At 64.0% G+C, this 23,674-nt stretch carries 18 protein-coding genes and 1 tRNA gene; 5 read left to right on the forward strand and 14 right to left on the reverse strand.

Annotated features, from left to right (window positions below; all coding sequences use genetic code 11):
- The 3 genes from treS to G6N83_RS05570 all read right to left on the reverse strand — a co-directional run bounded on the left by treS (position 1) and on the right by G6N83_RS05570 (position 4,495).
- Entirely contained in the window at positions 1-2,295 is a 2,295-nt protein-coding gene (gene treS / locus G6N83_RS05560; protein ID WP_165140129.1) for a maltose alpha-D-glucosyltransferase, read from the reverse strand.
- A gap of 143 nt (positions 2,296-2,438) precedes the next feature.
- Entirely contained in the window at positions 2,439-3,482 is a 1,044-nt protein-coding gene (locus tag G6N83_RS05565) for a methionine synthase (protein WP_165140131.1), read from the reverse strand.
- A gap of 20 nt (positions 3,483-3,502) precedes the next feature.
- Complete coding sequence (locus G6N83_RS05570) at positions 3,503-4,495, reverse strand: DUF1852 domain-containing protein (RefSeq protein ID WP_165140133.1); 993 nt, start codon at positions 4,493-4,495, stop codon at positions 3,503-3,505.
- A 123-nt stretch (positions 4,496-4,618) separates the two neighbouring features.
- On the opposite strand from G6N83_RS05570, the gene G6N83_RS05575 reads away from it, so the two are divergent.
- The gene (locus tag G6N83_RS05575) at positions 4,619-5,560 is read left to right on the forward strand and encodes a LysR family transcriptional regulator (RefSeq protein WP_165140135.1); all 942 of its coding nucleotides are present in this window, start codon (positions 4,619-4,621) and stop codon (positions 5,558-5,560) included.
- Between the two features lie 130 nt (positions 5,561-5,690).
- Here the strand turns inward: G6N83_RS05575 and G6N83_RS13975 are convergent, their stop codons facing one another.
- Positions 5,691-6,041, reverse strand: coding sequence for a TetR/AcrR family transcriptional regulator C-terminal domain-containing protein (locus tag G6N83_RS13975; protein WP_165140137.1), 351 nt, complete (start codon positions 6,039-6,041; stop codon positions 5,691-5,693).
- A 200-nt stretch (positions 6,042-6,241) separates the two neighbouring features.
- Here G6N83_RS13975 and G6N83_RS05585 point away from each other — a divergent pair, with 200 nt between their 5' ends.
- Complete coding sequence (locus G6N83_RS05585; protein ID WP_165143173.1) at positions 6,242-7,156, forward strand: MFS transporter; 915 nt, start codon at positions 6,242-6,244, stop codon at positions 7,154-7,156.
- A gap of 37 nt (positions 7,157-7,193) precedes the next feature.
- Positions 7,194-7,316, forward strand: a complete 123-nt coding sequence (locus G6N83_RS13920; RefSeq protein WP_260149143.1) for a hypothetical protein — start codon at positions 7,194-7,196, stop codon at positions 7,314-7,316.
- Between the two features lie 96 nt (positions 7,317-7,412).
- Here the strand turns inward: G6N83_RS13920 and G6N83_RS05590 are convergent, their stop codons facing one another.
- From G6N83_RS05590 to G6N83_RS05620, 7 genes are all read right to left on the reverse strand, one after another.
- A complete protein-coding gene (locus G6N83_RS05590) occupies positions 7,413-8,231 on the reverse strand; it encodes a carbohydrate ABC transporter permease (protein WP_165140139.1) in 819 nt (272 codons plus the stop codon).
- Entirely contained in the window at positions 8,231-9,163 is a 933-nt protein-coding gene (locus G6N83_RS05595; RefSeq protein WP_221188179.1) for a carbohydrate ABC transporter permease, read from the reverse strand. Before G6N83_RS05595 ends, G6N83_RS05590 begins: the two co-directional genes overlap by 1 nt.
- A gap of 19 nt (positions 9,164-9,182) precedes the next feature.
- The gene (locus G6N83_RS05600; RefSeq protein ID WP_165140143.1) at positions 9,183-10,487 is read right to left on the reverse strand and encodes an ABC transporter substrate-binding protein; all 1,305 of its coding nucleotides are present in this window, start codon (positions 10,485-10,487) and stop codon (positions 9,183-9,185) included.
- A 112-nt stretch (positions 10,488-10,599) separates the two neighbouring features.
- Complete coding sequence (locus G6N83_RS05605) at positions 10,600-12,921, reverse strand: glycoside hydrolase family 3 N-terminal domain-containing protein (RefSeq protein ID WP_165140145.1); 2,322 nt, start codon at positions 12,919-12,921, stop codon at positions 10,600-10,602.
- Between the two features lie 61 nt (positions 12,922-12,982).
- Positions 12,983-14,080 carry a LacI family DNA-binding transcriptional regulator gene (locus G6N83_RS05610; RefSeq protein ID WP_165140147.1) on the reverse strand — a complete coding sequence of 366 codons (1,098 nt, stop codon included), beginning with the start codon at positions 14,078-14,080 and terminating at the stop codon, positions 12,983-12,985.
- Positions 14,081-14,237: 157 nt separating this feature from the next.
- Positions 14,238-17,330: an RICIN domain-containing protein gene (locus G6N83_RS05615; protein ID WP_206535830.1), complete on the reverse strand. Its 3,093-nt coding sequence runs from the start codon at positions 17,328-17,330 to the stop codon at positions 14,238-14,240.
- Between the two features lie 414 nt (positions 17,331-17,744).
- A tRNA-Ser gene (locus G6N83_RS05620) sits at positions 17,745-17,834 on the reverse strand.
- Between the two features lie 95 nt (positions 17,835-17,929).
- Here G6N83_RS05620 and G6N83_RS05625 point away from each other — a divergent pair.
- Together G6N83_RS05625 and G6N83_RS05630 are read left to right on the forward strand one after the other, a co-directional pair.
- The gene (locus G6N83_RS05625) at positions 17,930-19,297 is read left to right on the forward strand and encodes an MFS transporter (RefSeq protein ID WP_165140149.1); all 1,368 of its coding nucleotides are present in this window, start codon (positions 17,930-17,932) and stop codon (positions 19,295-19,297) included.
- Between the two features lie 12 nt (positions 19,298-19,309).
- A complete protein-coding gene (locus tag G6N83_RS05630; protein WP_165140151.1) occupies positions 19,310-20,260 on the forward strand; it encodes an L-lactate dehydrogenase in 951 nt (316 codons plus the stop codon).
- On the opposite strand, the gene G6N83_RS05635 is transcribed toward G6N83_RS05630, so the two are convergent.
- The 3 genes from G6N83_RS05635 to G6N83_RS05645 are packed head-to-tail and all read right to left on the reverse strand — an operon-like array spanning position 20,257 to position 23,629.
- Positions 20,257-21,867: a dipeptide ABC transporter ATP-binding protein gene (locus tag G6N83_RS05635; protein ID WP_165140153.1), complete on the reverse strand. Its 1,611-nt coding sequence runs from the start codon at positions 21,865-21,867 to the stop codon at positions 20,257-20,259. The two genes, G6N83_RS05630 and G6N83_RS05635, sit on opposite strands and share 4 nt — an antisense overlap.
- Positions 21,864-22,661 (reverse strand): ABC transporter permease, encoded by a 798-nt coding sequence (locus G6N83_RS05640; protein WP_165140155.1) that lies wholly within the window; start codon positions 22,659-22,661, stop codon positions 21,864-21,866. The genes G6N83_RS05635 and G6N83_RS05640 overlap by 4 nt, the downstream gene beginning before the upstream one ends.
- Positions 22,658-23,629 (reverse strand): ABC transporter permease, encoded by a 972-nt coding sequence (locus G6N83_RS05645; protein ID WP_165140177.1) that lies wholly within the window; start codon positions 23,627-23,629, stop codon positions 22,658-22,660. Before G6N83_RS05645 ends, G6N83_RS05640 begins: the two co-directional genes overlap by 4 nt.
- Between the last annotated feature and the right edge of the window lie 45 nt (positions 23,630-23,674).

Below are 23,674 nucleotides of genomic sequence, written 5' to 3' on the forward strand. Positions count from 1 at the left end.
CTATTCAGCTGACTCCGCGGCGCTCAGCAGCAAGAACATCGCACCGTATGCCGGAAGCGAGACGGCAAAGCTCTGCAGGTCGTCGACATGTCCGACGGTCTCACCCGTAGCGGCGTCGATCGCCTCGGTCTGCGGTGTGAGTTGCTCGGAGCGAACAGTGCCCTCGATCGCCTCCGAAGAGAAGTTCAACACCGTCACCTGAATCGGGGCGCCCTCTTCGGCTTCGCCGTTGTCGAGGCGGTGCACCAGCACCAGCATGCCGGCATGAGCGACCTCGGGAATATCGATCTGGGATGCCGTGGCAATACTGTGCTCACGCCGAATGTCGAGAATTCCGGCGAGGCGAGATGCGAACGAGTCCGGATCTTCGAGCTGAGCGGGAAGCGGCCCGTAGAGCGCGCGCCCACGTGGCATACCAGCTGCGGAACGTGTGGCCGTTGGGTCGACATCGAGCAGGTCGTGTGCCCCGCGCTCTATCCATCGGGTGTCGCCGGCCGAGAGCAGATCGGCGACCTCGTCGGCCGGAACGGTAAGCATGCCGGTGAGATCCCAGCCAGACAACGCGAAGACGCCAGGCTGCCATGCGTTGTATGCGCAGAGCAAAAGGTGAGCATTGCTGATCGCAGGGATGTCGGCATCCGTAATCTCGTTTAGGCGAGCGATACCTCTCGTTGCAGCGATCAGCGACGTTGTCGTGCAGGCGATGCCGTTCTGGGTGAATACGCGGTTGTAGTCGGCGGTGCCGGTGAGACTTTCGGTGAGGTCCGCCCGGACTTCTTCGGCCAGCTGACCGCCCGAAATTTCTCGTCCGCGGAACCGATACTGGTCGTCGTCATGTCGCGTCGCCCAGTGCACGAGTTCGTATGTGAGCTCGTCGTGGTTCTGCATGCCGTGCACCAGTTGCACGGGCTCGACCCCAAGTTCGAGCGACGTCCTGAGAGCGAGCCTCAGAAACTCGGTCTGCCCCGTCGCGAGGGCGTGGTGGTAGCCGGGTCGCCCGACAAAGTCGTACGAAAGGTCGGCGCCGACGGCTCCGGTGTCACGGATATCTTCCATCGTGAGGTTGAGCTCTTGGAATGTGAACCCGCCGACTTTCCGCACCATCCCGGCGATAATGTGGTTGGCCGCGTGAGAGAGCGGATGCCCCTCAGACCAGGCGGGGAGGCCCCCAGCGCTCTTCTCCACACCGAGGAAGCCGTTCGCGTCGAGTCGCAGCGCGCTCGTGCCGAGTTCGCCGAGCGAATGCAGAGCGTCACCGATCACGAGACGCATGCCCGCGAATGTCGGGTCCAACCAGTTGATCGAGGGCTGACCCTGTTTGAAGTAGTGGAGGTAGACCCACCGGCGCGTGATGCCGTCGGGGCCGGTGGCGGGTGCTGTCGCGCTCCAGTTCGTTTCTTTCACCCCAGGCGTGTAGAAGATGACCCGCTGGAGCGCGCCGATGATGTAACCGCGCTCGGCGAGTTCATGTTCGGTGGCCGGGTCGAGGTTGATGCTGTCGACGCCTTCGGGCACGTCGGGAAGCAAAGACCAGTCTTCCTCCGGAATCTGCACCATGTGATAGATCCCGGGATAGTCCTTGAAGCCCATCTCGGCGAGCCGGAAATCTGCCCCTTTGCCGGTGTGCCCTGGCACGATGTCGTCGATGACGCTTCCGCCGTGGGTTTCTGCAACATCGCACAGCGCCCGGAACTCGTCCTCGGTGCCGAAAGCCGGGTCGATCTGTGTGCTGATGCGATCAAAGTGTCCGTCGACGCTCGGGGTGTAACGCCAGTCAGCAATGCCACCGGCACGCTTCACCGGTCCTGTGTGAATCGCCGTTATGCCCACGCGCTCGAATGCTGACCACAGCGCTTCGTCGCCAAGCGCCGCCAAGAATGACTGTCCTGGTCGCGTAAGGAGAGAGATCGGATAAGCGGTGAACCAAACGTCGCTCGTCTCGATCGCGCGCCGAGCGTCGGGGCGCGCGTAGGGGTTCCGCCACATCGAGGGCTGCCCCGACACTTGTCGTGCCAAGACATCGGCGTCTTTGAGCATCGACTGTCTGACGAGCCATTCGACGTACGAGGGATTGGTACCGACCGCGCTTCGCGGGTCGGTCGCGACACGACGCACGCTGCCACCGCGGAAGTGGTCGCGCGGACGCAGCCGACCGGGGCGTGCGGGATAGCGCTGCTCGTCGTAGGTGATCTCGATCTTGTCGGGATCGGTTTCCTCATCGTCGAGAGCCGCCACTCCGGGCAGATCAATGGGCCCGGTGTACAGGTCTTCCGGCCGAAGCTCGTCGCGTGCCATTCCTTAACGCTACGCGCTCTGCACTGCCGCCACGAGGACTGGTGCTAACCATCGCAAGGCGATAAGGGGCGTCCGGTTTCGGACAGTGTTCGCCAAGGCCGGCTACGTCGGATGGCGCGCCCTCATCCCTACCGTCAACGCTTTCATGCTCGTAACTGTGCGGCAGTGAGTTCGTCGCGAACGATGTTTGCCCCCGCGGCCAGCGCGCTCAGCTTCTCGAACGCAACACCCCGAGGCAAGGGCGCCATGCCGCAGTTCGAGCTTGGAATGAGCTTGTCCGCGTCGACGAATTCGAGTGCTTTCCGAAGTGTGTCGGCGACTTCATCCGCGGTCTCGATCTCGTCGCTCGCAACGTCGATGGCCCCGAGCATCACCTTCTTGCCACGGATGAGTTCGATGAGATCTATTGGCACATGAGAGTGGTGGCTTTCCAGCGAGATGATGTCGATGGTTGACCGCTGCAACAGCGGGAACGACTTCTCGTACTGCCGCCATTCCGAACCCAGAGTCTTCTTCCAGTCTGTGTTCGCTTGGATGCCGTAGCCGTAGCAAATGTGCACGACGGTTTCCGCGCGGAGACCTTCTGCCGCCCTCTCCAGCGCTGCTATCCCCCAGTCCTGCACGTCATCGAAGAACACGTTGAATGCAGGTTCGTCGAACTGGATGATGTCGACACCAGCGGCCTCGAGTTCTCTCGCCTCCTGATTGAGGATCGTCGCGAACTCCCACGCGAGCTTCTCTCGACTCTTGTAGTGGCGGTCGTAGAGCGTATCGATCATCGTCATCGGGCCCGGAAGCGCCCACTTGATCGGCTGATCGGTTTGCTGGCGGAGGAACTTCGCGTCGTCGACGAACACTGATTTCTCGCGGCTCACGGCCCCGACGACCGTGGGTACGCTCGCGTCGTATCGATTTCGGATGCGAACCGTCTCGCGCTGCTCGAAATCGACCCCACTGAGGTGCTCGATAAACGTCGTGACGAAATGCTGGCGGGTCTGCTCCCCATCGCTGACGAAATGGATGCCGCGTTGTCGCTGCTCCTGAACGGCAACACGCAGAGCATCCTGTTTACCCTCGGTCAAGGCATCACCCTGCAACTTCCAGGGGGACCAGAGGGTTTCCGGCTCGGCAAGCCACGAAGGCTTCGGGAGGCTGCCGACAATTGCGGTGGGTAAAAGGGGGTGCATAGTCGTTGACTCTCCGCTGCTCAACCGACAAGAGTCGGGTAGTTTGCAGCCCACTGTTCCAGGACGTTCTTGTGCGGCTTCACAAAGTGTTGCTCGGTGTACTTCCCCTGCTTGATCGCGAGCTCACCGCGCTCGACCCGGTCGTAGGCAATCTGCGTCAGCGTGAAGTCCTGCTGATTCAGACTCGGCCGATAGACGCTCGCCGCAGTCGAGTTCGCGTTGTAAATCTCGGGTCGATAGATCTTCTGGAACGTCTCCATCGTGCTGATCGTGCCGACGAGCTGCAGGTCGGAATAGTCACTGAGCAAATCGCCACGAAAGTAGAACGCGAGTGGCGCCACGCTGCCAGTTGGCATGAAATACCGAACCTGCAACCCCATCTTGCCGAAGTATTCATCAGTGAGTGAGTACTCGTCCTGCTGATACTCCACGCCGAGTGCGGGGTGGTAGTTGTCGGTCCGGCGATATGTCTTACTCGTTGACACGCTGATGCAGATGACTGGCGGCAGTGCGAAGCGTTCCTGGTACGCGGCGGAGTCCAAGAAGTGCTGGAACAGCTTGCCGTGCAGGTCGCCGAAGTCTTCGGGCACGGTCGGCTCGGTCGCAGCTTCGTTGACCGCGGGCAACAGCACGCTGAAATCAAAGTCGCGCACATACGACGAGAAGTTGTTGCCGACGATTCCGTGGTGACGAACACCCGTGTGCAGATCGACGATCTGGATGTCGAGCATTTCGAGCAGCGGAAATTCATGGTCGTTGCTTTCGGCAGCGAACCCAAGCGAGACAGAAACGATCTCGAGTTCGACGGCGTAGCGGTCCTGTTTCGGGTTGTCCCCGTGTGCGAGCTCGTTGAATCGACGGTCGATCATTGCCAGCGCGTTGCGGAGGTTCTGCTGACGATGCTCACCTCTGGCCAGATTGGCAAAGTTTGTCGTGGCCCGAGAACTCTCCGACGGCGCGTAGTTCTCGTCGAAGCGGGTGGTGGTGATGCTGAACGTGAATTCGTTCGTCATGAGCGGCCAATCCGGTAGCTGATCGGCCGAGCTGGCCAAACGGAAGTCAGTACATTTATCGTGTCGGCACCCTCTGGTCATCGGGTAACTCGATGAACTTATGGTTTCCTATAGCCTTTGCCTATGGCCAGGAAATCGAGTGGCATCACACTGCAGCAACTGCAGTACTTCATCGAGGTCGCCGCCGAGGGATCGATCACCGCGGCAGCCGAGATGCTCTATGTCGCCCAGCCGACGATGTCCGCGGCGATGAAAGACCTCGAGAACCGGGTGGGCCGCACCCTCCTCGCCCGTTCTGCCCGCGGGGTCACACTCACGACTGACGGTGCGGAGTTTCTCGGCTACGCCCGGCAGGTTGTTGAGCAAGCAGCACTCCTCGAGCAGCGATACCTCGGCCGGCCACCGTCTCGGCGCCTACTCGGGGTGTCTACACAGCACTATTCGTTCGCGGTAGACGCGTTCGTTCGAATGGTCAAGGGCACCGAGGCATCCGAATACGAATTCTCGCTGCGCGAGACCCGCACCTGGGACATCATCGAAGACGTGCGAACGCTCCGCAGCGAACTCGGCATCCTGTTCTGCAACGATTTCAACCGCAATGTCATCGCCAAACTGCTCCGCGACTCCGGGCTCATTTTCCACCCGCTATTCCTTGCCAAGCCGCACATCTTCATCTCGCGGAAAAACCCACTCGCCGAGCAAAATCGTGCAACCCTCGCCGATATCGCCAATCTGCCGAGACTCACGTTCGACCAAGGCGCGAACAACTCGTTCTACTTCGCCGAGGAAATCCTCTCTACCCTTTCAAGCGCGCGGGAGATCCGCGTTTCGGATCGGGCAACGATCTTCAACCTCATGATCGGGCTCGACGGCTACACGATCTCGACGGGCATCATCAGCGGCGACCTCGACCCGCAGATTGTTGCCGTGCCGCTCGACGTCGATGAACGCATCGAGATCGGCTGGATCGGCCATTCCGCGATCCCCCTCACCGAGCAGGCACAGCGATACCTCACCGAAGTGCGAGCTGTCGTCTCAGACTTCGGCGTCGAGCTGCTCTACTAGGGCTCGTCGAGATGCCGACAGGGCCGGTCACGAGGCGGGCGAGTCAGCCCAGGTCGGCGATGGAGCCCGGTCACAACGGATCAGTGTTGTATTTGCGCGTGATCGGTCATGTCCGTGTGAAGGAAGCCGTTCAGGAGGACATCGATCGCCCACGAGTTGCGTTCCCCCGGAGAACTGTTGTAAAGGCGGTCGTCCCTGCCTCGACCAGCAGAGGATGGCGCTCAGGGCGAGCGGAGACGAGCGTGGACTCGAGGTCGGATAACTCTTGCGCGTCGGCGGACGCATGCGCAGCCCGTTCGACCGCTGATGCTGTGGCGAACTGGAGTAGCAGGTCGACCGCTCGACCTGCCGTCGAAGCATCAAGCCCCAGGTCGTGGAGAGCGCGGAGGAGGAGCTCGAGCAAATCCAGGTAGTGCGGACCCTCTGGCCAGGTGACGAGGGCAGCCTGGGCGAGAGCGGGTTGGCTGGCGAGAAGTTGCATGTAGTCATTGAGCGTGCGGTGGATCTCATCGACTCGACCATCACGAACATCGCGGCACCCTCCATCGCCGCTGACCTCGGCGCCGGTGACAGCATGATCAAGTAGCTCGGCGCGGCTTACGCCCTCGCCCTCGGTTCGCTCTTGGTGCTTAGGGGCGGCTTGGCGACAAGTTCGGGCAGAAACTCACATTCCTCGTCGGGATTACTGGGTTCGTTCTGGCCTCTGCCGTCGCAGACCTCGCCCCCTCGTCCGCAGTACTCATCGGCTCACGGGCTGCCCAAGGAATCTTCGGCGCCCTCCTGATCCCGCAGGGAATGGCGATCATGGCAGCGACATTTCCCAAGCCGATGCTGCAGAAGGCCTTCTCGGTGTTCGCACCCATGCTCGGGGTGTTCACTGTGGCAGGCCCCATCCTCGGCGGTGTACTTATCGACGCGAATCTTTTCGGGCTCGAGTGGCGCCCGATCTTCCTCATTAACGTCGTGATCGGCGGCGTCGCGCTCGTCATGGCGGTGAGATTTCTCCCCACCGTCCCGGCGCATACCGCACCACGCATCGACGTGCTGAGCAGCGGCCTCCTGTACGTACTGTCGCTGTTCTTTCAGCTCACCCTCGAATACACGCCGACGCAGACCTCACTCGCCCTCATCCCTCTGACCGTCGGCATTATGGCCGGGTCTGGAATCGCGGCGGGGCTTGTTGCGAAGCTTGCTCGTCGACTTGTTGCTGCGGGTCTATTGGCGATCATCGCCGGCATCGCCGCGATGCTCGTGCTCCTGCACACGACCGGGCTCGATCTGCCGTGGTGGCAACTCGCGATCTCAACACTGATGATGGGGATCGGTGCCGGGATCTGCTTCAGCTCGATCTTCAACACCGCACTCGGAGATGTGAGCCCCGAAGAAGCGGGGTCCGCGAGCGGATCGCTCAGTGCCGTCCAACAGGTTGCCAACGGGATCGGTTCAGCCCTCGTCACGAGCATCTTCCTCGCTCTGCTCCCCAGCGGTGATCTGGCCGCAGTCACCGCCACCCTTCTCGGGTTCCTCGCGCTCATCGGCATTTGCCTGCTCGTCGTACCGCTGCTCCCGAAGACGGCCGCGCCCGATGTCGACTGAGCCCCGGCAGCTACTCGCCCCAACTGCGGATTTCAAAGTGTCCGCGAAGACGATGGTCTCAACGATGGCGAACTACGTGCGCAGGCTAGAGGTCATAGCCTCAGAGATGCAGATCACGTCGCGGCTGCCAATTGCCCTCGCCCCCGATGACAACGCATAACCGGGCGAGGAGACGCAGAATCTGTTGCACATGCATTTTCGAGCCCCGGAGGGCTTGAAAATGCACGTGCAACACTACGAGACCCTGCCCGCGCCGCTATTTGCCGCCCATCCCCATCACGCCGGCGACGAGCGCCTTACGGGCGAAGAGGTAGACCAGCAGGATGGGGATGATCGTCAGGATGACAGCCGCCATCAGACCCGGCACATTGACCGCGTACTGCGACCGGAACTGGTTCAGCGCGACCGTCGCGACGGTCGTTTCGGGCGTGCGCGCGAGCACGAGAGGAAGGAGGAATCCGTTCCACGCCTGCAGCGCGGAGAAGACCACAATCGTCGCAATCCCGCCCTTGCTCAACGGCAGCACCATGCGGCGGAACATGCCCCAGGGGCTCGCGCCGTCAATCGACATCGCCTCATAGAGTTCGTTGCCGATGTTACGCATCGATCCTGTGAGAACCAGCGTGCAGACCGGGATCGCGAACGCCGCCGTTGGCAGGATGACACCGATCAGCGAATTGTTTAGCCCGAGTTGGCTGATCAGGTAGAACACCGGCACCACGACGACCTGCGCGGGGATCGCGAGACCCACGAGCATGAGCCGGAACGCATTCGACACCAGCCGGGAGCGCGCGCGCACGATCGCGAACGACAGCGGCGGGACCACGATCAGGATGATCGCAACGGTCCCCGCCGTGATGATCGCCGAGTTGAGCAAGTTGAGGAGGAACCCTCCCTCGATCGCGTCGACGAAGTTCTGCAGGGTGAACTCCCGCGGCAGCGACAGCGGGCCGTGCTGACTGTACGACTCCTGCGATTCGAACGCCGCCCGAACCATCAGGTAGATGGGAATGAGGATGATCAGGAGCCAGGCTCCGGCGACGACGCCGCCGATGATGTTCGGACGAGTCTTCATCAGACGCCTTCCTGCGAGCTGCGCATACGGTCGAAGCCGGTGAGTTTGACCATGACGAGCGAGATCGCGCTTGCGATGACGATGAGCACCACGGCGATGGCCGAGGCGTAGCCGTAGTCGGAGGCGGCACCGAAGCCCGTGATGTACATGAGGTAGGCCAGGATCGTGGTCGATCCAGACGGGCCGCCCGCCGTGATGATCAGGATCGTCTCGAACGTCGTGAACGTTCCGACGATGATGAGGATCACCGAGGTGACGAGCGTGTTCGTGAGCTGCGGGAGCGTGATGCTGAAGAACTGGCGCACGATACCGGCGCCGTCGAGCGCGGCCGCTTGGTACAGCACGGGCGGGATCGCGCGGGCGGCGCCCTGGTAGATGAGGCTGTGGAACGGCACGAATTGCCAGACCAGCACGAATGTGATCACCGCGGTCGCCGAGGTAGGCGAGCCGAGCAGGTTACCGTCGCCGAAAAGCCAAGGCATCGCATCCGGCAGACCGAAGTTCGGGTCCAGCAGCGACGAGAACAGCACCGCGATGGCCGCCGAGGACATCAGGAGGGGGATGAAGTAGAGCGCCGCGACGATCGCTCGACCGCGCTGAGGGCCCGCGGTCCACACGCCGATGAGCAGAGCGACCGGCGTCTGCGTCACAACGGCGAGTGCGACAAGAATTACGCTGATGATCAGCGACTGCAGGACCTGCGGGTCGGCGAAGAGTTCTGCCCAGTTCTCGAACGCGACGAACTTTGGAGGACTGATTACGATGCCCTTGTACTGGGTGAATGAGAGGTAGACCGCGTACCCCAGGGGCAGCAGGGCGAAGAAGGCGAAGAAGAGAACCGCGGGCAGCGCCCACACGGCGCCGGGGCGGCCTGCGTTCTGCAGACCACCCCGGGCCGATTGGGACCGCTCGCGAACAAAGGGGAGAGTCACGAGATAATTCCGGTGGTTCCTAGTAGTCGAGTGCTTGCATCGCGGAGATGAACTGGTCCGCGTCGAGGCTGCCGTTGAAGAAGCCCGACATGGCATCCAGCATGCCCTGTTTGCTGGCGGTGGGGACGGCCTGGTCCCATGAAAGCTGGAAGCTCGGCGCGGCCTGGACAGCGTCGTTGGTGAACTGCAAGAACGCCTTCGACGACTCCGTGCCGTCCGAGTCGGCGATGAAGTCGCCCACGTCGGTCGTCGTCGGCAGGTTGCCAAGCGCGAGCTGCGACTCGATGAACTCGGGGCTGTACAGCTCCTCGAGGAACGCCTTGACAGTCTCGGGGTATCGCGTGTCCGCCACGACGTTGTAGTAGTTGCTAACGTTTCCGGCCAGCTGACCCGGCTCGAGGTCCCCGAACTCGGGGAACAGGGCATAGCCGAGACCGTCCTCGGCGAACGCCTCGTCGGCACCCGCCTGCACGGCGTAGTTCCAGGTGCCCATCAGCTCGTAGGCCGACTTTCCCGTGCGCAGGAGGGCCGGCGAGTTGTCGTAGTCGACCGAGTCGAACGTCGTACCGAACGCTCCGGAGTCGATCAGCTCGCGCAGCAGCTCGAGAGCTTCACGGCTTCCGTCGCTCGCCCACACATCCGTGTCACCCGCGAGCGCCTCGGCGACGACGTCGTTTCCGATGGTCTGCGCGTAGACGTACTCGAACCACATTAGCGTGGGCCACTGGCTGGCGCCCGCAAGGCCGACGGGGATGACGCCCGCGGCCGTGAGGGTGTCGACCTGCTCGAGGAGCTCGTCCCAGGTCGCCGCCGGTTCGAGGCCGTTCTGCGCGAGGACGTCCTCGTTGGTGAACATGAACACAGGCTGCGTGCCCCGCACCGGGACGCCATAAGCCTCGCCGTCGATAACCTCCTGGTCGAAGACGGCCGGACTGAACGAGTCACGCAGGGCAGGCGTTTCGTCGATCCAGTCGTTGAACGATAGAAGGGCGTCGGAATCGACGAAGTCCTGGATCTGCGCGGCACCCCAGCTCATGAAGATGTCCGGCGCCTCGGCGGTGCCGAGCGACTGACGCACACCGTTGATGTAGGCGACCGACTCCGTCTCGGGGGACTTGTCGACGACGATCTTCACCTCGCTCGTCTCGTTGAAACGCTCAGCCAAGGCGATCTCGGCCGCGGCCGCCGCGTCGTTGAAGACGAGGAGGTGGACCTCGTTCTCGGGTCGAGTCGATCCAGAGCCGCCGGTGCAGCCGGCCAGACCGACGGTGAGTGCCGCGACGGCGGTGACCGCCGCGAGCCGCAGGTAGTTGCTGTTCTTCATCGAACTTCTCTCTTCGTGGGTGCCGCCGGGTTGGTGATCGGCACGGGATTGCGGTGACACATTGACGGTAGGTCTCGAAAACCTGCCAAACAATGCAGTTTGGCGCGAAAACTTATCGCACCGGAGGCGCATCATTCTCGATAGTCGTGAATGAGGTGAAACGCGCTTGGGGCAGGCCGATCGGGTTCCGCTCACCCGACAACTCGACCTCGGTGGGGAGTCCCACGTCGCTCGCAGATCGAGCCACCGTGAGGGTTACCCGACCCGGCTCGACGGCCTTGACACGGTCGACCCCCGTGATCGCGAGAGCCTCGACCGGGATCGTGAACGAGAGTCGGGTGGATGTCCCCGCGGCGATATCGACCCGCGCAAATCCGAGGAGGCGCCGCACGGGCTGAACCACGCTCGCATACGGCGTGCCCACGTACAGCTGCACGACATCGGCGCCCGGGCGATCGCCGATGTTGGTCACGTCGACGGTGAGCGTCACGACATCCCCATCCGTGTCCACGACCGTGTCGGCGTGCACGAGCGCGTGCTCGAAGGTCGTATAGCTCAGCCCATGACCGAACGGGTACGCGGGGGTGGGGTCGATGTTGCTCACGCCGTCGCTGCGCAGGGCGAGTGGGGGCGCGAGATAGGTGCTCGGCTGCGATCCGGCGAGCGCGGGGATCTGCACGGGCAGCCGGCCCGATGGATTGACGGCACCGCAGAGGATGTCGGCGAGAGCTCCCGCGCCCTCCTGTCCCGGAAAGAACGTCTGCAGGATCGCGGATGCACGCGTGGGGGCGGAGGCGAGCGAATAGGGGCGGCCCGAGCTGACGACCACGGCAGTCGGTGTGCCGGTCTCGAGCACGGCCGTCAGGAGATCCTGCTGGGCGCCGGGCAGCGTCAGGTCGGTGGCATCGCAGCCCTCACCCGACGTGCCATGGCCGAACATGCCCGAGCGGTCGCCGACGAAGAGCAGCACGATATCCGCGTCGCGCGCCGCTCGGACGGCGTCTTCGATGCCTTCCGTTTCGCCCCCCGACACCGAGGTCCCCGACTCGTGCACGATCTGCGCACCGGGGAACGCCCCACGCACCGCATCCAGATAGGTCGGCGCCGAGATGCCGAGTTCGAGGCCGGGATGGTGCGGCAGCACGTGATTGGGGAACGAGTAGCACCCGAACAGGCATCCGGGATCGTTCGTGACGGGGCCGACCACCGCGATGCGGGCGGGGGCCTCGGTAAGCGGCAGCAGCCCGTCGTTGCGCACCAGCACGATCGAGCGCTCGGCGACCGCACGAGCGGCGCGGATGTTGTCGGCACTGTCCAGATCGACACCGGTCGCATCGGGGGCGCTCCAGTCGGGGTCGAGCAGCCCCAGTTCGAGTTTCTGGCGCAGCACGCGCTCGGCGGCGCGGTCGATATCCGTCTCCGACAGGGCTCCCGAAGAGACCAGCTCGGCGAGGTGGGTGAATCCCATGCGGTGCGGAAGTTCGACATCCATCCCGGCGCGCATGGCCAGGCGTGCCGCATCCGACTCGTTCCGCGCGATGCGATGCATCGAGTGCAGGAACGGAATGGCCCAGTAGTCCGAGACCACCGTGCCCTCGAAACCCCAGGTGTCGCGCAGCAGACGGGTCAGCAGATCGTGATCCGCGCCCGCCGGCACACCATCGGTGTCGGTGTAGGAGTTCATGACCGAGCGGGCCGTCTGCAGCGCACGCTCGAACGGCGGAAGGATCACGTCCTGCAGCTCCCGCACGCCGATCGAGACGGGCGCGTGGTTGCGGGCGCCGCGGGAGGCGGAATACCCCGCGAAGTGCTTGGGAGTGGCGACCACGCCCGCGGATTCGATGCCCTCGACGTACGCCGTGCCGATCTCGGCGACGAGGTTCGGGTCCTCGCCGATGGTCTCTTCCACGCGACCCCAGCGGTAGTCGCGCACCACATCCAGCACCGGGGAGAGCCCCTGCTGCACGCCGAGGTCGCGAAGATCTCCGCCGATTCGAGCGGCCATCTCGCGCACGATCTGCGGGTCGAACGTCGCTCCCCAGGCCAAGGGGGTGGGGTAGACCGTCGCCTTCCACGCGGTCACCCCGGTGAGGCATTCCTCGTGCGCGACAGCGGGGATACCGAAGCGGTTGCCCTCGGTCACCGCGGTCTGGAGCGCGGCCAGGCGGCGTCCACCCTCGGCGGGGTCGATCGGCGCGGTGCCGTAGTTGCGCGTGATCTGGCCGAGTCCACCGACGACGGCCTGCTCGAACGACTCGGCCCGCAGGTGTGTCTCCTGCATGGGGGCGACGTCGCCCTCCGCCTCCTCAGAACCCGGCCAGCTGCTGCCGAGTTGAGCGATCTTCTCGTCGAGGGTCATCGCGTCCAGCAGGGCACGGATGCGGGTCTCGGCGGAGAGGGTGAGGTCGCGCCAGGGCGCAGTCGACTGAGGCATGTGTCGCTTTCGATCGGAGAAAAGAAGAAGACGAAGGAGAAGGAGGAGAAGGAGCGGGGGCCTACGGCGGGGGCGGCGCGGTGGAATCGCGAACCACCAGGTGTGTTGCCAGTTCGACACGCTTGGTGGCGAAGGTTTCGCCGCGCGCGAGCCGCAGGAGCGCGTTGACGGCGGTGCGACCGATATCGGCAATCGGCTGGTGAACGGTCGTCAGGTTCGGCGCCGACGAGCGGGCGAGGACCGTGTCGTCGAAGCCGACGACGGAGAGCTCCTCGGGTACGCGGATTCCGCGGCGTCGAGCCGCCTCCATGACACCCATCGCAGAGATGTCGGATCCGGCGAAGATCGCTGTGGGGCGATGCGGCGCATCGAGCAACTCGCCGCCCGCGGTCAGTCCGTGCTCGAAGGTGTACGAATGCCGCGGCACGGTCTCGACGTTCACACGGCGCCCCGCCGCGCCCATCGCGGCCGACCACCCCGAGACCCGCGCGACGTCGCACGCGGCGTTCGGGTGTCCGCCGATGTAGGCGATGCGGGTGTGACCGAGCTCGAGGAGGTGCTCGGTAGCGGCGTAAGCACCGGCCCAGTTCGTCGCGCCGATGCTCATCGTCGCCGTGCGCGGGAAGTCGATGGGATCGACCAGCACCATGGGCAGGCCCACGGCACGGAGCGCCTTCTCGCGAGCCGCGGAATAGCGCGTCGTCACCTCGATGACCCCCGCGCGACTCCGCTCCGCCAGCGTGCGCGCCCACGCCACCGGGGAGGGGTCGCCCAAGAGGTCGAGGCGACGCGTGACGAGCGCGGCGCCGAGGTCGCCCGCCGCCTCCATGGCGCCGCCGAGAAGGGCGAACATGTACGGGTTGCGCTCGTCGAAGGGCTCGACGAGCAACTCGAACGTCGGTTCCGCGAGCCGGGACGCCGATAGCTGTCGTTCGCCGTGCGTCACGTAACCGAGCTCGGCGATGACGTTCTGCACGCGCTGTCGCGTCTCTTCACCCACGCCCGTGCGACCGTTGACCACCTTCGACACCGTCGCGACGGAAACATGGGCACGTTCCGCGATCGAGGACAGCGTCGTCCGGCGCCCGGTCAGGGCATCCGAGGGGTCCCGATGACCGGCACCGTCGATCACAGACGATCGAGAATGCGTCAGAACCATCAACCCCACCTCACTTCCGGCATCTTCACCAAAATCAGAGTAAAAGTCGCAGCCACTTCTTGTACGAATCGCGAAAGCTTTTCGCTCGGGCGCGACGCACGTGGGGGTGCCGTGGTGCGCCTGCGCGCACAACGGCACCCCCACGTGACGGATGCTCTTACGGGTGCGTGCGGCGCCGTCGGGCACCGGCCACAACGAGGGCACCACCAGTTCCGAAGACGAGCAGAGCCGCCATGGTCAGCCACGCCAGGGTCGCCGTATCGAAGCCCGTGTTCGCGAGCGACGCACCCGAGCCCGAGCCCGAAACGGTCACCGACAGCCACACCGACCCCGACTCCGCCCCGCGTACCTCGATACGGTGCGTGCCCGGTTCGAGATCACTCGGAATCACGACCGTCTGGTTCACAGCGCCGCTGGAGGACGCGGCGCCCGACCACAACAGCACGGGCGTCGAGTGGATCCAGATCTGCACCGCCTCGCCCGGCTCGAAGCCGGACGCCGTGACCACAATGGACCCGCCCTGGCTGGCGGTACTGGACGACACGCTCGCAGTCGGAGTCGCTTCGGGCACACTGCCCGGCGTCACCGTCAGGACGACTGAGCGAGCCTCTTCGACGTTGCCCGCGACATCCACCGACCGGTATTGCAGCTCGTGGTCGCCGAGCTCGGTGAACGAGACTCCCTCGCTCGCGGCCGGAACCCACGTGGCCCCACCGTCCGTGGAGTACTCGGTCGTAGCCACACCCGACACGCTGTCGACCGCGTCGAAGGTCGCGGTGACGGTCGAACCGAGGGACGCCTCGCCCGACTCCGGGTCGGTGTCTACGGATGTGACCGGAGCGATGCCGTCGATCTTGACGTCGAGGCTTCCCGCCGAACCTTCGATCGGCTCTCCCGCTTCCGTCGCACGATAGAACACGGTCGTGATCCCCTGCGCCGCCACGACGATGTCGTCGCTGGCCGCAACCCAGTCCGCGTCATCCCCGAGTCGGTACTCGACGGTCGCCGTCTCGCTGTCGTCGACGAGAGCCACGGTGACGGGACCGACGAACCAGCCGGCCTCGTTGGCCGGGAGCTCGCTCGTCAGCGTCGGCGTCACGACGACGGGTTGCGGCGCCTCGACGGTGACGGTGTCCCACACGATCGGTGTCGAATCGAACTGGACGGCAATCTTCAGCTCGACGCCCACTTCGAGATCGGCGGGGAGCGTCACACTGCCCTTCTCGGATGCATCGAAGTCGACGACCCCCAGGTCGAGGGCAGCGTCACTGCCCGAGAACGCGTAGACATGGCCGGGGACATTCGCGTGCGAAGCCACGGGAGCAGGCTCGTCAACCGCAGCGTTCAGCTCGAGCGTCGCCTCGGACGGCACCGTGTCCTGCGCGACGAGCGCCGTGGACTGCCGACCCGAGGTCAACGCCGCCGCGGTCGGCGCCTCGGCGACGAGCATCCACTCCTGCCCGTCGTCCGCGGCGGCGTCGGACGAAGCATCGATGCTGGCACGCAGGTCGACCGCGCCTCCGCCGCCCGCGTTGGTCATGTAGACCTCGGTGTTCTTCACGGACTGGATCTTGTAGTAGCCGTCGCTCGTCGGGACGAGGTTCCACAGCTTGTCCGATCCACCATCGTCGACCCACTGGACGACGCGCTGACCGACCGAGGCGTTGCCCTGCCAGATGCCGATCGAGCGGCCGCCCGCCTTGTTCAGGAAGGTGACGTTCTCGCCCTTCTTGGTCACGTGCCAGCGCTGCGTGTCGTTGACCGGGTTGTTCGTCCAGGTGATGATGTCCTCGCGGTTGCCCGTCAGGCTGACGTCCTGTGTCTTATCGGCGTCGGTGCTGATGATCTGCCCCGTGGCGCGGTTCTGGATGCTGTAATACGCACCGTCGCTGTGCCCGAGATCGACCTCGGAGTACTTCACCGGACCGATGCTTCCGCCCGCCCATGCGGCCTGCAGGACGAGGAGGCGTCCCGTGCCGTCGACGTACTGGATGTTGCGGCTGTACCCGCCGGGAAGCGACGTCTGGTAGGCCTTCCAGGTACCGTCGCTACGACCCGACTCGTTCACCCACACGTTTCCACTTCCGGACGCGTTGAACACGATCCGGCCGTCGGGGAAAGTGGTCAGAACCGGGCTGCCCCCGCGTGCGAGCGCACCGCCGGCGCTCGGCAGCGCCGTGATGTTGGTGCCGTTGGCCTCGCTGACCTTGTAGAACTCGAGCGGGTCGTCGGCGATCTTGTACTTCGTGTCGTCTCCGCCTCCGAAGTACTCGAAGGTCATCATCCACTTGCCGTCCGTGGTGGGGGCGACGGTGGTCATGCCGGGACGGCCACCACCGATCTGCGTCTTCCCGTTACCCATGTCCTGGGTGTAGCCGGGAACGTCTATCACCGGAGCGCTCCACCCTGCTGATGTGCCGTCCCACGTCTTGTGGAGCAGCACCTGGCCCTGCGAATCGGTGGCCGTGTCGTCATCGGGGTCGATGACGGGGATGCCGGTGGTGGCGTCGTAGCTCAGGTAGTCCTGTTCGTCGGAGTAGTACGCGACGAGCTGGCCCTCGTAGACCATCAGGAACGGCTCCCAGATGGGATCGACCTGGTCGTAGGTGTTCGCCTCGGACGTGCGCCCCTTGGCGCCGGCGCTGCCGCCCTGCCAACCGCCCTCCGCGATGATGTTCAGCAGGCTCCAGCTCTGTCCCTCGTCCGTGCTCGCGTACAGGGCGAGCGCGAGGTCCTGGCGGTCGCCGTCTCCGCTCGGCGCCCAGTTCGGGTCGGCCGCCTTCTGCTCGTTGTAGTACTGGTCATCGCCCGACACGATGTTGGCCAGCAGCAGCGTGCCCGCGGCCAGATCACCGACAGTCTCCGGCATGACGTAGAGGTAGGGGTTGGTCCAGTTGCTGGTGTACTTCGCATACTGCGGGTCGCTCGAAGCCTCCGCGGGAGCGGGCACGTCCGTGAGCTTGCGCCAGGTCGTGCCGTAGTCGTCGCTGACGTGGATCGGCATCTTCTGTCCGACCACAGCGCTCTCGCTGTCCTCGAACGTCGCGACGATCCTTCCGCTCGGTAGCTGCGCCGACTTCGGGTAGAGAACACAGGGACGCTTGTTGCAGTCCTGCGGGTTCTCGGCCGTGTACAGATCACCCGGGCCAGGTTGGTATGCCGCGGCTGGCATACCAACGGCGGCTGCGCCGATAATCACACCTATCGAGGTAGCGATGGCGAGTGTTCTACGAAAGATGGTGGGCTTCATTGCGGTTCCTCTCGAGCAAATCACCGATGATTCAGATAGAGATGTTGGCCCAGGTGGGCTGCTAACGGTGCGATTTGGCAAACGTTTCGTGATGCGTCGTTGCATGTACTCGAAACCGGTACGGTCGGCGTCGAGGCCGAATTCCACAAGTCGGAGCCGATATGGCACATCTGCGCGGCGACTCAGTCGGAGTTGATGTCAATGATCTGCTTATGCAAGAAATGGTCTCGGCTTAATGCGCGAACTCCTATGACGTGCAGAGTTTCGTCACGCCTCGGCCCTCACTACACGGGTGACTTCGGACCGCAATCCCGACGCGGGTGAGAGGCCGCCACGCCCCACGACTACCAACGAAAAAACGGATGAACCCCGACTTTAGGGGTTCATCCGTCCACGATGTCCTGAGACATCACATGGCGGTGACGGTGGGATTTGAACCCACGGTAGGGGTGAACCTACACAACATTTCGAGTGTTGCACCTTCGGCCGCTCGGACACGTCACCGCTGAAGAGTTTACGCGAGGTTTGCCACGCGAGCGAATCGCGTTCTCAGCGCCAAAAATACGACGACCTTCCCGTCGCGCAACTAACGTGTCGATATGGCCGAAACGATGACACCCGCACAGCGCCGCGTACTCACAATCGCTGTTCTCGCGTCATTCGTGGCATTTCTCGACGGCACTGTCGTGAACGTTGCGCTCCCCGCTATCCGCGCCGAGCTCGGCGGCGGACTCACCACACAGCAGTGGGTCGTCGACGCCTATCTGATCACGCTCGGGGCGCTCATCTTGTTTGCCGGCTCCGTCAGCGACGCCTTCGGTCGCACGGTTGTGCTCCGCATTGGCCTCATCGGCTTCGGCGTGACGTCTCTTGCGGCGGGTCTTGCCCCCGACCCCGTCTTCTTGATTGCCGCGCGCGCGGCTCAGGGCGCCGCCGGTGCTTTTCTCGTTCCGAGCTCGCTCGCCCTCATCACCGAAGCATTCGACGGGCCGGTGCGCGGTCGAGCGATCGGCATCTGGACGTCGATGACGACGGGTGCCATGATCGCTGGTCCCCTCGTCGGCGGCGCGCTGGTCGATCTCGTGTCGTGGCGCCTGGTCTTCGTCATCAACGTCATCCCGATCGCCTGCGCCCTCTGGATGCTGCGGCTGAAGCACACATCTGACGAACGAAACCCGGATGCCACAATCGATATCCTCGCGGCGGTCATGTGCACGCTCGGCCTCGGCCTCACGGTCTTCGCACTTATCGAACAGCCAAACCTCGGCTGGGGCGATCCCGCGGTGTGGGCAACGTTCGTGTCCGGCATCGTCCTGTTTACCCTGTTCCTGTTGCGGCAACGCACCTCACGGGCGCCGATTCTGCCGCTCGATATGTTCCGTGCCCGTAACTTCTGGTCGGGAAACGTCGCGACCTTCTTCATCTACGCGGCGCTGTCGCTGAATGGATTCGTACTGTCGGTCTATCTGCAGCAGGGCGCCGGATTGTCGGCAACACTGGCGGGGCTCGCCAGCATCCCGATGACGCTGTTGATGGTCGCGTTGAGCTCTCGAGCCGGTTCACTTTCTGACCGCTTCGGTCCGCGCATCTTCATGACGGTCGGACCGCTCATCATCGCGGCAGGATGCCTCATGCTCCTTTCGGTCTCAGGTGACTTCAACTACTGGACCCAAGTGCTCCCGGGCCTCATCCTGTTCGGACTCGGCCTCTCGATCACGGTGTCACCGCTCACGTCGGCCGTGCTGGGAGCAGTTGATGCGAAGCGATCTGGCACAGCATCCGCTGTCAACAACGCGATTTCGCGCGTAGCAGGGCTCCTCGCGATCGCGGCCATCGCCACGATCGTGGACGGAAGCCTTGACCTGAACGGCTTCCATCGCGCCGCCATCGTGACCGCCGCGCTCATGGTGCTGGGCGCTATCGTCTCTTTTCTTGGGATTCGCAGCCAGCGCAGACCTTCGCCCTGACACACTGGGTGCATGAGCGTGATCGAGAACTCGAAACTGACCGTCGTCGGCGCTGGCAGCGTCGGCTCCAGCACCGCATACGCGGCTCTCATTCGGGGTTCGGCACGCCACGTCGCTCTCTACGACATCGCGACCGAGAAAGTCGAGGCTGAGGTACTCGACCTCGCCCACGGCACGCAGTTCACAGGTGCCAGCGACATCATCGGCGGCAGCGACATCTCGGTCGCCGAGGGCTCACACGTTGTCGTCATCACGGCTGGCGCGAAGCAGAAGCCCGGCCAGACCCGCATCGAACTGGCGGGAACGAACGCCAACATCTTGAAGACGATGCTGCCGCAACTTCTCGAAGTAGCGCCCGACGCTTTCTACGTCATCGTGACGAACCCTTGCGACGTGCTCACGGTTCTCGCGCAAGATGCGACCGGCCTGCCGCCCGAGCGCATCTTCGCCTCGGGCACGGTGCTCGACACATCGCGACTGCGATGGAAGCTCGCCCAGCGCGCCGGCGTCTCGTCATCGAGCGTGCACGCCTACATCGTCGGCGAACACGGCGACACCGAGTTTCCGCTGTGGTCGAACGCGACGATCGGTACGGTTCCGATTCTCGATTGGGAGAGCCCCGGCCACCCACGCATGACGACAGATGAGCTCGATGAGATCGCCATCGATGTGCGCGACGCGGCCTACAAAGTCATTCAGGGTAAGGGCGCCACCAACTACGCGATCGGCCTCTCGAGTGCACGCATCGTCGAGGCGATTCTCGGCGACGAGCACTCCGTCATGCCGGTGTCTACCGTGCTGAGCAACTACCACGGCATCGACGGTGTCGCCCTGTCGGTTCCCTCGATCGTCAGTGCGTCGGGTGCGATCCCGATTCACGAAACGCCCTTCAGTTCCAACGAGTTCGAGCTTCTCGCGCGCTCGGCTGCGACGCTCCGCGAGGCCGCGACGACATTGCGCTAACCGGCCGTGTGCGCGCCAGGGATCGCGCCGATGAGTTCGCGCGTGTAGTCGGTGCGCGGGCTCTCAAAAATAGACGTCGCTGTGCCCTGCTCGAGGAATTCACCGCGGCGCATCACGGCGATCTGATCAGAGACCTGACGGATAACACCGAGGTCGTGCGAGATGAAGAGATAGGTCAGCCCGAAGTCAGCCTGCAGATCAACGAGCAACTGCAGCACCTGCTCCTGCACCGAGACGTCGAGGGCCGACACCGGCTCATCGAGCACCAAGAACTCGGGGCGAAGGGCAATCGCACGGGCGATGGCGACGCGCTGGCGTTGACCACCCGAAAGCTGTGCCGGGGTGCGATCGATGAGGGCGGCATCCAACTGCACTTGCCCCATGAGGTCTCGCACGGCCGCGGCACGTTCGCGTCGCGACGACGTGCCGAAAGCACGGAGCGGCTCGGCGACGATCGCACCGACCTTCATCCGGGGATCCAGCGAACCGAACGGGTTCTGGTAGACGACCTGAATGCGACGTCGGAGCTGGCGCAGCTTCTCACCGCGGAGCGCCGTGATGTCAGCGCCGTCAAACATGATGCGGCCACTGTCGGAGGGAACGATACGCGCGATCATTCGCGCCGTCGTGCTCTTGCCCGACCCTGACTCGCCCACGATCGAGAACGTGCTGCCGCGCGGAATCTCGAACGAGACATCCTTCGCTGCCGCAACCCCACCGCGACCGTAAGTCTTCGACAGCCCATCGACCGACAGCAGGATGCCTTCGCGCACCTGCCGCGCTTCGGCTGTCACCGTCGGTTCTAAGCGTCGACTGTTGAGGCCAGGAGCCGCCGCAACCAGGCGCTGGGTGTACTCGTGTGTCGGCGAGGCAAGTACGTCTTGCGCATTTCCCGCTTCGACGATGCGCCCCTTGTTGACGACGACGATGCGGTCGGCCCGATCGGCCGCGACAGCGAGGTCGTGCGTGACGAGCAGCACCGAAGTGCCGTGCGCAACGCGGAGCGCTTCGATGCGGTCGAGCACGTGCCGCTGCACGGTGGCATCGAGCGCGCTCGTCGGTTCATCGGCGATGACGAGATCGGGCGTGCACGCCCACGCGATTCCGATGAGGACACGCTGGCGAAGACCACCAGAAAGTTCATGCGGATACTGTGTGCTCCGAAGCTCAGCATCGGGAATACCAACCTCGGTGAGAATGTCGATAGCACGGTTCGCTGCCACTCGCTGGGTGAGCCCGAGGTGGCGACGGAGCGTTTCGGCGATCTGTTCCCCCACCCGCATGAGCGGATTGAGGCTGTGTGACGGGTCTTGCGGCACGAAACCGATGCGGCCACCGCGAATGCGGCGCATGGCGCGCTGGCTGAGACTCTGCAGATCGGTGCCATCGAAGCGCACCTGGCCGGCACGCACGCGCGCCTCATCGGGGAGCAACCGCACGAGAGAGTGCGCGATCGTGCTCTTGCCCGACCCCGATTCACCCACGACCGCGAGAACCTCACCGCGGTTGAGCACAAAGTCGACGCCGTGGACGGCGGGCATCGTTCCGGCCGGTGTCGTGTAGTCGATGCGTAGATCGTCAACGACGAGTAGTGGCTGCGAAGTCATCGCTCACCTCCGACGTAGCGGGCGATGCGGTTCACCGAGAGCACGACCGCGAGAATCACAGCGCCGGGAAGGAGGCTCAGCCAAGGAGCGACCGCAATGAAGTCGCGCCCTGAGGATACGAGGGCGCCCCATTCCGGAGCTGGCGGCTGTGCCCCGAAACCGAGAAAGCTCAGGGCGGAAACAGCCAGAATCGCCAGGGCGAGCTCGAGCGCCGCCATCGCGATGATCGGGCGCGCAGCGTTCGGAAGTACGTGCCGCACCAGGATGGTGCCGCCGCGCACGCCGAGCGTCCGCGCCGCTTCGACGTACTCTTCCGACCGCACCCGCAGAACTTGCGCGCGCATGACGCGGGCAAACGAACCCGCGGTACCGAGGCCGACACCCAGGGCGATAGAAATCGGCCCGAACCCAAGGGATGCGACCACGATGAGTGCGAGCAAAATACCGGGAATCGCAATGAGCACATCGACGAAGCGCATCACGACAGCATCAACGATGCCGCGCACGTACCCGGTCACGAGGCCGATGATGGCACCGAGGGTGACACCGGCGACGACCGCGAGGCCGGCCGCCGAGATCGACAGCTGCGCACCGTAGATCACACGCGAGAAAACATCGCGAGCCAAGTAGTCGGTGCCGAAGAGGTGCTCCCAACTGGGCGCCGCCAGACGTTCGGTGCCCACTGAATCGTAGGGATCGTACGGCGCCAGCACCGAGGGCGCGACAATTGCGAGAGCTGTGAGCGCGAGAATAAGAATGGCCAGCAGGATGCCGGGCTTACGCAAGATACTCATCGGCTCACCACCGCCTTGGCCTTTAGCGTTTGACGCGTTCGCGGGTCGATCACTCCGTAGAGTGCATCAACAACCAAAGTGACAACGGCGTACACGATCGCCACCACGATCACGACACCCATCACGACATTGACATCGCGCGCGAGTACGGCATCCACGGTGATGCGGCCGATCCCATCACGTGAAAAGACGGTTTCAACAACGGCGGTCCCGCCTGCGAGATACGCGACCTGTAGACCGATCACGGTGATCGCGGGCAGCATCGCGTTTCGAAGCACGTGCCTAAAGACCACAGTCGACTGCGACAAGCCCTTGGCGTTGGCGGTAAAAACGAAGGGACTCGTGCCGGCGTCGAACACGGCGGCAGAGAACACCTGGAAGAACACGGCAGCGGTGGGAAGCGCGAGAGTGACCCCGGGAAGAACGACGCTTTCAAACCCGCCAGTTCCGGATGCCGGAAACCAGCCGAGGCCGAACGAGAAGACGGTGATCAGCACAAGACCGCTTAAGAACGCGGGAATCGCGATTCCGAGCGGTGGAATCTGTACGAGCACCTGTCGCACCCATGCCGGGCGTGCGATGTATGCCCACACCGTGAAGCCGAGAGCGAGAACAAAACCGAGGATCAAGGCGAAAACGGCAACGGCGGCCGTGTGGGGCAGCGCGCGACCGATGATGTCAGCAACCGGCGCCCCCGTGGAGATAGAGATACCGAGGTCACCACGGAAAAGTCCGAAGAAGCCGTTGAGGTACTGCTGCCAGAGCGGTCCATCGAGACCGTACTGGGCACGCACGGCGTTGAGCACCTCGGGGTCGGTGCTCGTCGCGTCGCCGCCCTTGACGGCGAGAGCTGCGAGCACCGGGTCGCCGGGCAGCGCGTGGATCAAGAGGAATGCAACCGTGTAGGCAGCCCACACGACGAAGACGCCCTGGGCGATCTTCGGGAGAAGGAACCGCAGGACGGTCACCGTTCTCGCTTTCACTCTTACTTTTTCCACGCGCTGCACCGGCTA

Source organism: Microbacterium endophyticum, assembly GCF_011047135.1.
Classification (GTDB): Bacteria; Actinomycetota; Actinomycetes; order Actinomycetales; family Microbacteriaceae; genus Microbacterium; species Microbacterium endophyticum.

Excerpts from the sequence above, each read along its gene's own strand:
- treS (WP_165140129.1), bottom strand. The coding sequence starts at position 2,295 with ATGGCACGCGACGAGCTTCGGCCGGAAGACCTGTACACCGGGCCCATT.
- G6N83_RS05565 (WP_165140131.1), bottom strand. The coding sequence starts at position 3,482 with ATGCACCCCCTTTTACCCACCGCAATTGTCGGCAGCCTCCCGAAGCCT.
- G6N83_RS05570 (WP_165140133.1), bottom strand. The coding sequence starts at position 4,495 with ATGACGAACGAATTCACGTTCAGCATCACCACCACCCGCTTCGACGAG.
- G6N83_RS05575 (WP_165140135.1), top strand. The coding sequence starts at position 4,619 with ATGGCCAGGAAATCGAGTGGCATCACACTGCAGCAACTGCAGTACTTC.
- G6N83_RS13975 (WP_165140137.1), bottom strand. The coding sequence starts at position 6,041 with ATGCAACTTCTCGCCAGCCAACCCGCTCTCGCCCAGGCTGCCCTCGTC.
- G6N83_RS05590 (WP_165140139.1), bottom strand. The coding sequence starts at position 8,231 with ATGAAGACTCGTCCGAACATCATCGGCGGCGTCGTCGCCGGAGCCTGG.
- G6N83_RS05600 (WP_165140143.1), bottom strand. The coding sequence starts at position 10,487 with ATGAAGAACAGCAACTACCTGCGGCTCGCGGCGGTCACCGCCGTCGCG.
- G6N83_RS05605 (WP_165140145.1), bottom strand. The coding sequence starts at position 12,921 with ATGCCTCAGTCGACTGCGCCCTGGCGCGACCTCACCCTCTCCGCCGAG.
- G6N83_RS05610 (WP_165140147.1), bottom strand. The coding sequence starts at position 14,080 with ATGGTTCTGACGCATTCTCGATCGTCTGTGATCGACGGTGCCGGTCAT.
- G6N83_RS05615 (WP_206535830.1), bottom strand. The coding sequence starts at position 17,330 with ATGAAGCCCACCATCTTTCGTAGAACACTCGCCATCGCTACCTCGATA.
- G6N83_RS05625 (WP_165140149.1), top strand. The coding sequence starts at position 17,930 with ATGGCCGAAACGATGACACCCGCACAGCGCCGCGTACTCACAATCGCT.
- G6N83_RS05630 (WP_165140151.1), top strand. The coding sequence starts at position 19,310 with ATGAGCGTGATCGAGAACTCGAAACTGACCGTCGTCGGCGCTGGCAGC.
- G6N83_RS05635 (WP_165140153.1), bottom strand. The coding sequence starts at position 21,867 with ATGACTTCGCAGCCACTACTCGTCGTTGACGATCTACGCATCGACTAC.
- G6N83_RS05640 (WP_165140155.1), bottom strand. The coding sequence starts at position 22,661 with ATGAGTATCTTGCGTAAGCCCGGCATCCTGCTGGCCATTCTTATTCTC.